A 14313-nucleotide genomic window follows, 5' to 3' on the forward strand; every position below is an offset into this window, starting at 1 on the left:
TTCAAATTAGGAATTTTTTTTTACCCCTCAACAATTAAAAATAAATTTTAAGCCTATATTATTAATAATTGCGGAAAAACCGTAATGGTATGTCAGTTTTTACTTTCATATAATAAAAAATGGCCTAAATTGTAGTTTAGGCCATTTCAAGTTATTGCTAACTTACAACTATTTGATTATCAATTTTTTAGAAATAGTTGTTGTTTCGTTCTGCAATTTAACCAAATAAACTCCACTCATAAATCCAGCTGTATTAACCGTATTTATTGAGTTATTGGTCTCCAATGCTTTGCTAAGAATTTCTCTACCTTGTATATCATAAAGCGTTAGTATAGCTTTTTGGTTTAATTGACCTTTTATAATGATTCTCTCTAGGTCATTATCATTATATATATGTACATGATCCAATGATGCTTCATTAGCAGATAACACATTTGAATTAAATCTAAGATAAAATCTACCAATATCAGACATATTAGTGTCTGCTGTAAATGTATATTCAGCATTATTTAAAAGAGTAAATGTGTTTTCTTGAGTATCCTCTAAAAATATGTCAAATGACGCACTTGATGAAGTCATTCTTATTGTCGCTTGCTCACCTTGATTAAGATTTAATCCTACAGGAATTATGGCATTATTAGTTACGTCGCTAAATGCGATTGATTGTACAGCCATATCAGTTCCTTGATTATTGTCAACTAACTCCGTGTAAATTGAGAAGTTAGATGGGGCACCGCCAAAATGTTCAGCATCATAACCCAAATCAAGACCTGTAGTTGCATTATCGGTAAAATATAACTCTGTCTCAAAAGCATCATTGCTCTTTTCAATTTCAAAAACTGAGTTTGCAATTGTAGTAGCGTTATTACGACCTGCAATAAAATCATCTGAATTACCAGTGGACCTCATTGTTGAATTAAAAGTTATATTAACGTTTGATCCCGTTCTTGCCGACACAAAAAATCCTTGACCTGGTGCAATCAATGTACCTGGATTAGCATCAGAATATGCTAAATTCCATATTGCCCAATTACTTCCATTAGAATCGTCAGCATCATAACCATACACCGCAGCACTAAGTGGATCTAGCTCAGATATGTTTGCAGTTAAAAAATCAGACAGTTTTATATATGATGTATAAGGATTACCAATTAAATTCCATTGTGTATAAGTTGTACCTGTTCGCTCAATTGGCACTACAAGATTGCTAGTAGTAACTGCACCTGTAAATTCAAATGTACCATCATCAGTAGAAGCTGCTCGATAACCTTTACCTGCATCCAAAATTGCAGTTTCCGTATTGGAGTATACCATATACTGGTTTGATGGTTTTTCAAAATCACCAAATAAGAACAACGTCTGGGTGCCATTTGTAAATACATTGTTATTGTTTAATAAGAAATCTACAAATGACTCTCCACTTACAGGAGGTGCAATTAAATCGTTGTCATTTGTATTGGAATTTACATGACGATTATATTTAACATCTCCAATTACATTACCCGTTACTAATAAACTAGAAAACTCATTAGAATCTGAATTTAAAACTAAATCACCGTTTGTCGATACATTACCGTTTACGGTAATTGCATTTGCTTTATTTAAATTTAAAGTTGCGCCAGTATTTACTGTTAAATCGTTTACTTCAAAATTAGAATTTGCATTAAATGTACCATCCAGTATTAGAGCGTTAAAAGATCCTGTGGTTCCATCTGGTGCATTTGGATACCATGTGCTATTGGTAAATAACATACCATCATAAAGGTATAAACTGTAGTCTTCTACTTCACCATAACTAAAATCCTCACAGGGATCGGTTTGTAAAGAGCCTGATCCATTAATATACTTCATTATCACTCTCATAGTTGTATTGCCTGTAACTGCGCCAGAAGGGACAGTAAAGGTACCTGAGATTGGCGTATTTTGGTTTGCGCCATCCTCCAATATCTTTTCTGAACTATCAAATACTCCGTTTTTATTAAAATCTATCCAAACTGAGACAGCTTCATTATAAACGTTGTTCCAGAATTTTGAAACTGATATACTATTCCCTGTACTTCCTACTTGTAAAGGGTCAAAGATATAAGATCCAGTAAAGTCCGAATAACCCGAAGATGTTCCACTACCGGAAGGAGAAGTGTCATTTGTAATTGAATTAACAGTAACACCTCCAATATATTCATCAGCAATACTTCCGCCACTTGCCGTACAATAGGTTAAATCTGTGGTTGTAAAGTTTTCAGAAGCTGTATAAGCTGAAGTTGCCGTAGTACATCTCGTTCTTACCTGCACTTCATAGTCTGTAGTAGGAGTTAATCCACTCAATGCATAGCTTGGAGAAACCAAGTCTGTAACCTCTGTCCAAGTAGAAGATAAAACTTCTTTATATCTAATATCATATGTAGCTGAAGGTATATTGTCCCAAGCTACATTAGCACTTGAATCCGTAATCCCACTAACAGCTAATCCTGTTGGAACAGTTGTAACACATGGAATTTGAATACTGATAATTTTAAAATCATCTATATAATAACCATCATTTGTTGTTGTATAACTCTCGTTAACATTAAGCGCATCCGTTCTAAAATTAAATCTAATTTTCACATTATTAGAACTGAGTAATGATGCATAATTACCGTCTATAGTAATTTCTTCCATCACCCAATTATCCATGCGATCTCCATCATAAACTTCTCCTGAACTATTTGCTTGAAAATTAGCATATGAAGAACTTTTGTTGTCATGGCTTGTGGTTGCACTTGTAGCATTTGGTTTTGTATAATTTCCTTTTAAAGAAACCCAATTGGTACCTCCATCTGGAGAGCCAAGGACCTCAACAAAATCATAATTACGTTCAATGTCCCATTTAGTGTAAAATTGAATCACAACTTCAGAAGAGCTAGAAAAATCATAGCTTGCCTTAGTAGTTAATCTTTTGGTTGCGTTACTAGAGTGTGTTCCTGTATATATAGCATCATTCCCAGAATATGCATCGGTAGATGTTTCTGTCCAACCATTCGTCTGATCCCATTCATCAGTTAAATTTTCAGTATCAGAATTATGACTTAAAAGTACTGTTGGTTGGTAATACTTTTCGTAATTCGCTTCATAAATAATACCATCATCATTTGAGAACTTTACGTTGTATTCAATTTTATCATTCGCCTGGATTGTTGGATCTAAATCCATGGTTGCTGTAACTTCAGTCTGATTTCTGAAGGTATTCGCGACAGGTGTAGTATTAATATCTATTCCTGTAACAGTTCCTGGTGATGTAATGTTTAATATGTTAGAAGAAATTGGTGTTACCGTAACAGTAAATCCACTTTGTGTTTGACCAATTCTTTCAATACCAAAATCCAATGGGACATTAGAAGTCGTTGTGATATCACTTTGCGTTAAATCATGAAGTTTAGCATACTTACCACCATAATAGGCAGTTGCTAATGAAATACGCATAGATCTTTTTGCAATAGGAACAATTGACGATCTTGCTGGCCAGAAGCCTTCTCCTCCATGTTCTGGAGTCGTGGCAATAATTGCCTGACTTAGTCCGGTAGAACCATTATTATCTGGCTCACCACCCATCATCCAATCATCTGGCAAACCGTTGGACTCATAAAATATAGTTGCTCCGTATAAATAACGGTTATATCTGGTCATTTCTTCATGCCATCTATAATATTCGTCTTCTCTATCTGTATTGGCACTAGGATCTCCACCATAAGGGTGAGGAACAGAATTTGCATATGAGTGATTCCATACTGCTGATTTAAAGTTTCTACTTTCAATAAAATCTACCATTATCTGTGTCTCTGGCTCAGATTCTGCAGAAGGCCCTCTATAAGTTCCACTACTAGTAGTACCACTTGAACCAACATTGTTAAGGCCAAAATAATAATCAAAGTTTCTGTTTAAATCTACTCCTCTATTTGGGTCTATTGTACCATTGGATAATGGTCTTAAATTCTTACGCTGCATTCCGCCACCACTTGGATTAGTTTCTTCGTTATATCTTAAACCGTCTGGATTTACTACAGGAACAAAGTATAATTCATTATTATCAACTAATTCTTTGATTCCAGGATCTGTATTGTAGTTCTCAATAATATACCACATAAAGTAAATATTATTCATCAATGCACTCAACTCTCTTGAATGAATCATTGATGTATATAATATTTGTGGCTTTGTCCCTTCTGGTGTAGAGCTCTCATTACCAGTTATACGAATGTAATAAATGGATTGTGGATTCCATCTCGTTGATCCTGTCCCAGAATATGTTGAAGGTCCGTTATTATGCTGATTTGTATAATTGTCCGTAGGATTTCCCCATGTTTTTTGCCCAGAGGAAGACGCATCTGATTTTACTGAAACTATATTTAAACCATTAGTTTGAGAATAGTTACGCATCGCATCCAGTTGTGCTTCAACTTCACTTATTGTTAAACAACCTCCCATAGTAAGTGTATTAACATCAGGAAAATTCTGTGGTTCAACAAAGTCTATTTCATCTTCACCTGTGTACTGAATTATATTGTCCATGACAATACTTGAAACTGAAGATTTTGAAATAGAAGTCCGAGATTTTGTTTTTGGCTTGAAACTAGATTTACCTGAGATCATATCCTGTTCTGCCCTTTGAACATAGAATTCTGAGATGTCATCTATCTGTAATTCATAGTTTACATTTATACTGTTTAATTTGTTCAGTGCAGTTTCAGAAAGTTCTAAAATTAAGGACTCTCCTTCATGCTTCGCACCACAACTCAAATCGATACCTTGGGCACCTATTGAATTAATTAATTGTTGATTAGGGTTAGAAATTTTTATTCGAGAATACTTCTCTTGAGAGTAAGAAGATTGAAGCGCTAATAAAAGCACCAACATTAAGTAGGTAAAATTTCTCATTAGTTTGGGGTTTGTAATGAAATTATTAGGAGGCTAATATATACTATTTTTTGAATTTTTATCCATAAAACGCATATTTATTCGATGAAATGCAATGTAATAAAATTTTTGTTTTCATAATGTATTGTTTTTTAACCTTTTATGAAATTCTAAAAAATCTTGGATTTTGATCATATTCGTGTCAATTTCAACAAATCTCTTCTGTATATTTACTTTTAATTATGTCAAACACGCCAATAATTGAAGTTTCTAACTTGTCAGTCTCTATTTTTAGCAAGAATAAAGAGGTTTCAATACTTAATAACATAAGCTTTACGGTTAAAGCAAATTCTATTACTGCAGTAGTTGGTGAATCTGGGTCTGGAAAATCAATTACCTCACTTTCAATCATGGGTTTGTTACCAAAGACAATTTCCAAAAACACTTCTGGATCAATAAAATTTAATGGAAATGAACTAACTGGGTTAAATGATAAAGAAATTCAAAATGTCAGAGGTAATGAAATCGCAATGATTTTTCAAGAACCTATGAGTTCACTAAACCCATCTATGCGATGTGGTAAACAAGTTTTAGAAATTATACAACGACATACTAAACTCAGTAAGTCAGAAATTAAAGAAGAAGTCATATCTCTATTTCAGAAAGTTAAACTTCCTCAACCAGAAAGGATTTATAAAGCTTATCCGCATGAAATTTCAGGTGGTCAAAAACAACGCGTAATGATAGCTATGGCTATAGCTTGTAACCCAAAGTTATTAATAGCAGATGAGCCTACAACCGCATTAGATGTTACCGTCCAAAAAGATATACTTGAGCTTCTAAAAACTATCCAAAAGGAAACCAAAATGAGTATATTATTCATATCTCATGACTTATCATTGGTTTCTGAATTTGCAGATGAAGTCATTGTAATGTATAAAGGTAAAATTGTAGAAATAGGGAATACAAAAACAATCTTTAAATCACCTAAACATAATTATACCAAAGCTTTAATTGGCGCAAGGCCATCTACCGAAAAGCGGTTTAAAAAATTGCCAACTATTACTGACTTTATGGATAATAATATTGATAAAGAAGTGATTACAGATTCTCAACGCCAAGAACAACATAAGATATTATATAGTCAGGCTCCTATCCTAGAAATCATAAACTTGGAAAAGGAATATTATTCAAAAGCTGGATGGTTTAATAAGCCTAATGCCTTTAAAGCTGTTAACGATGTAAGTTTTAAAGTTTTTCCTGGAGAAACAATAGGTTTAGTTGGTGAGTCTGGTTGCGGTAAATCTACCTTAGGTAACGCAATACTTCAATTAGACAAAGCTACCTCTGGTACTATAAAATACAATGGAAAAGACATAACCAATTTAAGCAAGCAACAATTAAGGAAGTTAAGAAGAGAAATACAGATTATTTTTCAAGACCCATTTGCTTCACTGAATCCTAGAATTATGGTTGGTGATGCTATTATAGAGCCAATGGTAGTTCATAATATAGGGGCTGATCATTCAGCAAGAAAAAAGAAGGTATTCGAAATTTTAAGTGCCGTTGGTCTTGATGAATCTAGCTATTATAAATACCCTCACGAATTTTCTGGTGGCCAACGCCAACGCATTGGGATTGCAAGAACTATTGCATTGGAACCAAAATTAATTGTTTGCGATGAATCCGTTTCTGCATTGGATATATCAGTTCAAGCCCAAGTATTAAATTTACTTAATAACTTAAAGGATCAGTTTCAATTTACATATATATTTATCTCACACGATTTGGCCGTAGTGAAATATATGGCTGATCAACTTTTAGTAATGAATGCAGGTAAAATTGAAGAAAATGGTGATGCAGATGAAATTTTTAATAATCCTAAAAAAGACTACACAAAAAATTTAATAGATTCTATTCCTAAGGGAATTATAAAATAAATAGGTCTAAATAAAAATTTTCATGCTAATTCCTTTCGGTTATAGCATGAAAATTTTCTTTGTTAATTTTAAAACATTAGAGACTAACCTCATAGTGTTTTTAAAATTGGAAAACATGTAGTTTTCGGTTAAAGTAGGTTCTGGTAGATTATTTTTTTTCATAAGTTAAATTCATGATAAATTTGGGGCAAATCATAAATTAAGTTTATGGTAAACTTGGTTATTATTATTTGGGACTGCTAATATGAAACTAATTTTTAGAATATCAGTTTAAATACATTATTAATCGATAAAATACACTGTATTTTAACATTTTAAGAGGTTGTTGAGGATATTTCTTACATATTAATAATGAAACACATTGATTCTATACTACGGTTTTAACTCTAAATTCTATAGCACCATTTCAGGTACTTCACCTTCAACTATTAATTTTCCTTCTGTTGCGTCTTCTATCTGTTCCACTGAAACACCAGGCGCTCTTTCTAAAAGTTTAAAGCCTTCTGGCGTTACTTCAATTACTGCCAAATTTGTAACAATTTTTTTCACGCATCCCACTCCAGTCAATGGCAATGTACATCGCTTTAATAGTTTTGAGGCTCCTGCCCTATTTGTGTGCATCATTGCAACAATAATATTTTCAGCACTCGCTACTAAATCCATAGCACCACCCATGCCTTTAACCATTTTGCCTGGTATTTTCCAATTGGCTATGTCACCATTTTCTGCAACTTCCATTGCTCCAAGTATAGTAAGGTCAACGTGCTTTCCTCTAATCATTGAAAAACTCATGGCAGAATCAAAGAAACTAGCACCTGGTAAGGTTGTAATGGTTTGCTTACCAGCATTAATTATATCAGGATCTTCCTCTCCCTCAAACGGAAATGGTCCCATGCCAAGAACTCCGTTCTCACTTTGAAATTCAACTTCAATATCGTCTCTAACAAAATTGGCTACCAATGTAGGTATCCCAATACCCAAATTAACATAGTACCCATTTTTAACTTCTTTAGCAATTCGCTTGGCTATTCCATTCTTATCTAACATATCAATTGCGTTGTCTTACAGTTCGTTGTTCAATGCGTTTCTCATACAGTGCTCCTTGAAAAATTCTTTGGACAAAAATTCCTGGTATGTGTATTTGGTTTGGGTCTAACTCTCCTGCAGGAACTAATTCTTCCACCTCTGCTACAGTAATTTTTGCGGCACCACAGATATTAGGGTTAAAGTTTCTTGCTGTTCCCTTAAAAATTAAATTCCCAGCTGTATCACCTTTCCAAGCTTTCACAAAACCGAAATCAGCTTTAAAGGCGTATTCCAATACATGCATTTTACCATCAAATTCTCTTACTTCCTTCCCTTCAGCTACTTCAGTGCCATATCCCGCAGGTGTATAAAATGCAGGAAATCCAGCTTGTGCAGCCCTACACCTTTCTGCAAGAGTTCCTTGTGGTATAAGTTCAACCTCTAATTCCCCAGAAAGCATTTGGCGCTCAAACTCATCATTTTCTCCTACATAAGAAGATATCATCTTGTCAATTTGCTTTTGTTGAAGAAGAAGTCCTAAACCAAAATCATCAACACCTGCATTGTTTGAAATACATGTTAAGCCTTTTACATTAAGTTTAACTAGTTGAGCAATGGAATTCTCTGGTATTCCCGAAAGACCAAATCCACCTAAAATCAAGGTCATATTGTCTGAAACACCCTCTAAGGCTTCAATAACACCAGGTACTTTTTTGTTAATCATGAAACATATTTTTATTACATGAAAATTACAAAACTACGGTCTATTTTCACAGAAAAAAGAAACTAAAAAAAGATGAAAACGGTTTAAAAATCTGAGAAGTCTTCTATATCATCTTCTAGGTCTGTATCTTCAGGTTGGTCGTTCTTGGATACAACAGAACAATCCACATTTATAGACAATTCGGATGGTTTTTCAAATTCATCCTTAGAAACATTTAGAGATTCATCCGCATAGCAGGCCTTCATATATAATCCCCATATTGGTAATGCCATTGAAGCCCCTTGACCATAAGTGATCGTTTTAAAATGTGCAGCTCTATCTTCTGCACCTACCCAAACACCTGTTACTAAATTTGGAACCATGCCCATAAACCAGCCGTCACTATGATTTTGAGTGGTACCTGTTTTACCTGCAATTGGGTTTGAAAATTCATAAGGATAACCTGTTATTATCTCTCTGTATTCTGCTCGCCATTTATCATAACCTTTTGTCCTAAGACGTGTGCCAGATCCTCCTTGAGTCACCCCTTCCATTAAGTTTACAGTTACATATGCAACTTCTTCACTCAAAACGTCCTTACTCTCTGGTGTGAACTGATAAAGTACAGTGCCATTTTTATCCTCAATTCTAGTTACCATAACGGGTCTATTATAAACACCTTTATTAGCAAAGGTCGAGTATGCAGCCACCATTTCATAAACACTAATATCTGGTGTTCCTAATGCAATTGCTGGAACAGGTAAAATCTCTTGCTCAACCCCAAGTTTCTTAGCCATCTCAACAACAGGCTGAGGACCAATTTCATTCATAAGTCTTGCAGTTACAGTATTTGTAGAAGTTGCCAAAGCATCCTTTAATGTTTGTACACCTGAATAATTACCATTGTCATTTTCAACAGTCCATGGTTCAGGATTACCATATTTCTCTGCCTCAATTGTAATTGGTGATCTAGGAAATGAATCACATGGTGAAATTTGCAATTGGTCTATAGCAGTAGCATAAACAAAGGGTTTAAATGTTGAGCCTACTTGACGTTTTCCTTGCTTAACCATGTCATATTTAAAATGCCTGTAATCCATACCGCCTACCCATGCTTTAACATGACCAGTTTGCGGATCCATAGACATCATTCCTGGTCTTAGAAAAGATTTATAATATCTCATAGAATCAATAGGCTTCATAATAGTATCTACTTCTCCAGGTTTTCCATCAATCCATTTAAAAACAGTCATTTCTAAAGGTTCATAAAACGAAGCTTCTATTTCTTTGTCTGATTTGCCTTGTTTCTTTAGAATTCTCCAACGTTCTCCTCTACGCATACCATCTCGTAGTAACTTGTCTATTTCTGATTTATCTAACTCCAAAAATGGTGCTGTTGGATTTCTCTTAGGTGTATTCTGATTATCAAACTCAGCTTGTAAACGCGGCATGTGTAATTCAACAGCCTTCTCGGCGTGCGTTTGCATTCGTGAATCTATAGTGGTAAACACCTTTAGACCATCACGGTATAAATCGTACTTACTACCATCTGGTTTACGGTTCTTTTTATCATTCGCCCAATCCTTCATAAATGATCTCAAGTACTCCCTAAAATAAGTTGCAATTCCTTCTCTATGAGATTCTGGCGTATAGTTTAAATCTAATTCCGTTGCTTGTAATGAATCTTTGACCTCTTCAGAAATAAACTCATATTTATGAAGTTGCGCTAAAACTACATTTCTTCTGTTTTTAACACCAACTGGATTCCTTCGTGGGTTATAAAGTGAAGAATTCTTGAACATACCCACTAACATGGCTGATTCTTTTAAGTCAAGATCTTGAGGTTCTTTTCCGAAATAGATTCTTGAAGCTGAACGAATACCATCACCATTATTTCCAAAATCATATATATTAAAATATTGTGCTATAATTTCTTCTTTGGTGTATTGTCGCTCTAGTCTTATTGCAATAATCCACTCTCTTACTTTTTGTAGCGCACGTTCAATTCTGTTTTTTGAAACTTGATCGGTAAACAGTTGTTTTGCCAATTGCTGGGAAATTGTACTTGCTCCACCTCCAGTACCAGCCTTAAATATAGCTCTTAAGGTACCTCTACCATCAATACCAGAATGATCATAAAATCTAATATCTTCTGTTGCTATTAAAGCATCTACCAGATGCTTAGGTAAATTCTCATATCCTACTGGTGTTCTATTATCATTAAAATAAAACTTTCCTAAAGTTTTACCATCTGAAGAAATAATTTCTGTTGCTAGGTTTGTTTCTGGGTTTTCTAATCTAGTGTGATCTGGCATTTCACCAAGCGCTCCCCATGAAGCTAAAAGAAACAATAAAATAAATGCCAGTATACCACTCGCAAATAATATCCAAAACCAGCGAATGTATTTTGAAAAGTCAACAGCTTTTGCTTTGTTAGTTGTCTCTTTCTTTTTTGCCATAATAATCTATTTTAAAGCATTTTCTACTCTAAATCCTATATCAGTAATTCCTTCGAGATTAGTAACTCCATTTACACTACCATTCTCTCTCATTGCATGTTGAATATCTACCTTGTATTCTCCTTCTTCCGTGAATATGAATTGCTGATCATACCCTTTATACCAAAGTTTGTTTTCCTTAATATCGGTAAAACCTGTACCTAATAATTCTCCATTAGGTTTTGCCATTTTATACTCTAATGTATCTTTTAGTGTTTTTCCGTTAGGGTAATTTAACTCAACTATTAAATACAGATTGCTAAACTTATAATCATTTGTATTCCTTACATTAACAAATAGGTTGTAACTATTTATTGTATCTGGGGCTTGCATTGTGAAACTTGCTAAGGAATCCTTGTGCCATTGATTTGGAACTGGCTTATAAACGTCATAAACCGCATTAGAATCACAACCTATGCATAAAAAACAAACTACAACTAATAAGACATTACGAATTCTTTTTTGCATTTGTATTTTGGTTTCTATTTCGGTTTCGATTTCGTTTCTTCCTATTGTTTTTACGTTTCCTTTTTGATTTTGGATTATCGAAACGCGTTAAACTATCTTGACCAACAACGTTTTCAAACTCATTTTTAGTGTCTTGGATATGATCTGCTGCATATTCCTCAAGACTAGCAACTTTTATTTTTTTCTTGTTTTTCTCAATTATTTCATTGGCCTGATCCGTAGTTATAACATGCCAATTCATCCACTCTCCTTCGTAAGCATACCACATTAATCCTTTGAAAATATCTGTTTTTTGGCAAACGGCTGTACCTTTTTCGGTATAAAGCTTTGTGTCATTTTTAGGAAATGATTTTAAAGCATCTAAATAAGCATCTAGTTCATAGTTAAGACAGCATTTTAGCTTTCCACATTGTCCTGCCAATTTCAAGGGGTTTAATGACAACTGCTGGTACCTTGCGGCTGAAGTGCTCACTGATCTAAAATCCGTTAACCAAGTAGAACAACACAATTCGCGCCCACAAGAACCTATACCACCAAGTCTAGCAGCTTCCTGCCTAAATCCTACCTGACGCATTTCTATACGCGTTCTAAATTCACGTGCAAATACCTTTATTAATTCTCTGAAATCCACACGTTCTTCTGCAGTATAGTAAAACGTTGCTTTACTTCCATCACCTTGGTACTCTATATCAGAAATCTTCATTTTAAGGTTAAGGTCTATAGCAAACTGACGTGCCTTAACTTTCATTGGCTCTTCCTTGTCTCTAGATGCAGACCAAACATCAATGTCTTTTTGGGTAGCCTTTCGGTAGATTTTTAAAACAGACTCATCGTCATTAATGTCTACTTTTTTACGCTTCATTTGTACTCTAACCAATTCACCAGTTAGAGTTACCATACCAACATCGTGACCTGACTTAGCCTGAGTAGCCACAATATCTCCAATACTTAATGTGAGATTTTCAGTGTTTTTGAAATATTGTTTTCTGCCATTTTTAAAACGAACTTCTACACCTTTAAAGGGTTCTTGTCCGTTGGGCAATGACATATTAGACAACCAATCAAAAACAGTAAGTTTATTGCAGCTGTCTGTACCGCAAGTTCCATTGTTTCTGCATCCTTTTGGTTGACCGTCTTTACCAGTTGAGCAACTGTTACAAGCCATAAAAAATAATATATCTTAAGTCTAGATTTAAAACCTAGATGGAGGATTCATAATTAAAAAGTAAAGATAGTATTATTTATTTAGTAAATTAGAAGTGATATTCTCCTTATTTCTAATTGAGTAGTGGACGCATTTTTAATAAATGCTCACATTTTTTTGACCTTACGATGTAATAAAAATCAACCACTATAGATATGAAAACAATTATTACTTTTTTAAGCTTGGTAATAGGATTAACATTTTGTTTTTCCCAGAGCCCTTTACAAGAACCTAATGGAGGTGAATACATTTTTAATCCACCACAGGAATCCTGCCTAACTGACCAACAACGTACATTAATCGAACAAGAGACTTCTAGTGGAATTGCACTCCTAAAATCTCAAAATAGATTAGCCTACAATGAGGCTAACAGAGGTACACATCCTTTATTCATTTGGCCAGTACAAAAATCTAGTTCGTCATCATACAATGAAATCTATGGTGTTTCAAACTATGTAGACCATAATACTTCATTTCCTGATCAGCTTACAGATTATAACTGCGGTGCCAGATCGTATGATACTACTAATGGCTATAACCATCAAGGCCTTGACGTTTATTCATGGCCGTTCGGGTGGTATTTGATGGATAATGATGAGGTTGAAATTATTGCTGGAGCACCTGGTCAAATCATTGCAAAAAACGATGGGAATTTTGATCGTAGCTGTGACTTTAGCACCACGACGCCTTGGAATGCTGTTTATATTCAACATAGCGATGGTAGTATTGCTTGGTATGGTCATCTAAAGAACGGTTCATTAACCTCAAAAAATATTGGCGATATGGTTAGTGAAGGCGAATTTTTGGGCGTTATGGGTAGTTCTGGTGTATCCACTGGCCCGCACTTGCATTTTGAGGTTTACACAGATGCTAATTACACTCAATTGGTAGATCCATACGCTGGCACTTGCAATACCATGAATACTGAATCTTGGTGGCAAACTCAGAGACCATATAATAGTCCGGGCATCAATGCTGTTATAACTCACTCAGCTCCGCCAGTTTTTAACGCATGCCCAACAACAGAAACTACAAACGAAAGTGATAGTTTTGATAATGCTGATAACATTTACTTTGCTTTTTACCTGAGGGACCAAGTTGCTGGTTCTTCAATTAATCTAAAAATAACTAGGCCTGATAATTCAACTTTGTATAATTGGAATTTTGATTTAAACAACGATTTTTATTCATCTTACTTCTACTGGAATTTTAGTGGTGTGTTTGCAATGAGTGGTGAATGGACTTGGGAGGCTACATATTTTGGAGAAACAGTTTCTCATTCCTTTAACGTCGGTTCATTAAGCATTGATGAAGATTCTTCAGAAAGCACCTCAATATATCCAAACCCAGCAACTGATGTTTTGCAAATTGACACTAATACAATCATTACAAATGCTAATATTATTGACGTTACAGGAAAGTCTATTTTAGCTATAAGCAATCAAAATTCAGTTGGCATTAAAAGTATAGACCTGTCAAATATTGCCAAAGGGATGTACTTCTTGACGTTAAAAGGAGAATCTGGAGAAACCAAAATACATAGGTTTATTAAAAACTAATATTAAAAAAGGCTCTTTTTCAAGA

The 14313-nt window shown here is 34.5% G+C and carries 8 protein-coding genes; 2 read left to right on the forward strand and 6 right to left on the reverse strand.

Annotation, left to right across the window (positions count from 1 at the left end; translation table 11 throughout):
* Positions 1-168: 168 nt before the first annotated feature.
* Positions 169-4911 (reverse strand): M14 family zinc carboxypeptidase, encoded by a 4743-nt coding sequence (locus LBV24_RS03760; RefSeq protein ID WP_224477261.1) that lies wholly within the window; start codon positions 4909-4911, stop codon positions 169-171.
* Between the two features lie 221 nt (positions 4912-5132).
* Between LBV24_RS03760 and LBV24_RS03765 the strand changes: the two genes are divergently transcribed.
* Positions 5133-6830, forward strand: coding sequence for an ABC transporter ATP-binding protein (locus LBV24_RS03765; protein ID WP_224477262.1), 1698 nt, complete (start codon positions 5133-5135; stop codon positions 6828-6830).
* 393 nt (positions 6831-7223) lie between these two features.
* Here the strand turns inward: LBV24_RS03765 and LBV24_RS03770 are convergent, their stop codons facing one another.
* The 5 genes from LBV24_RS03770 to LBV24_RS03790 all read right to left on the reverse strand — a co-directional run bounded on the left by LBV24_RS03770 (position 7224) and on the right by LBV24_RS03790 (position 12690).
* Entirely contained in the window at positions 7224-7877 is a 654-nt protein-coding gene (locus tag LBV24_RS03770) for a CoA transferase subunit B (protein ID WP_224477263.1), read from the reverse strand.
* A 1-nt stretch (position 7878) separates the two neighbouring features.
* On the reverse strand, positions 7879-8580 hold the full coding sequence (locus tag LBV24_RS03775; protein ID WP_224477264.1) for a CoA transferase subunit A: 702 nt from the start codon (positions 8578-8580) through the stop codon (positions 7879-7881).
* 83 nt (positions 8581-8663) lie between these two features.
* Entirely contained in the window at positions 8664-11018 is a 2355-nt protein-coding gene (locus tag LBV24_RS03780) for a penicillin-binding protein 1A (protein ID WP_224477265.1), read from the reverse strand.
* A 6-nt stretch (positions 11019-11024) separates the two neighbouring features.
* The gene (locus tag LBV24_RS03785) at positions 11025-11525 is read right to left on the reverse strand and encodes a gliding motility lipoprotein GldH (RefSeq protein ID WP_224477266.1); all 501 of its coding nucleotides are present in this window, start codon (positions 11523-11525) and stop codon (positions 11025-11027) included.
* Entirely contained in the window at positions 11506-12690 is a 1185-nt protein-coding gene (locus LBV24_RS03790; RefSeq protein ID WP_224477267.1) for a PSP1 domain-containing protein, read from the reverse strand. Before LBV24_RS03790 ends, LBV24_RS03785 begins: the two co-directional genes overlap by 20 nt.
* Positions 12691-12884: 194 nt before the next feature.
* Between LBV24_RS03790 and LBV24_RS03795 the strand changes: the two genes are divergently transcribed.
* The gene (locus LBV24_RS03795; RefSeq protein WP_224477268.1) at positions 12885-14288 is read left to right on the forward strand and encodes a peptidoglycan DD-metalloendopeptidase family protein; all 1404 of its coding nucleotides are present in this window, start codon (positions 12885-12887) and stop codon (positions 14286-14288) included.
* The last annotated feature ends 25 nt before the right edge of the window (positions 14289-14313 follow it).

It is taken from the genome of Winogradskyella vincentii, assembly GCF_020166345.1.
In the GTDB taxonomy this organism is placed as follows: Bacteria; Bacteroidota; Bacteroidia; order Flavobacteriales; family Flavobacteriaceae; genus Winogradskyella; species Winogradskyella vincentii.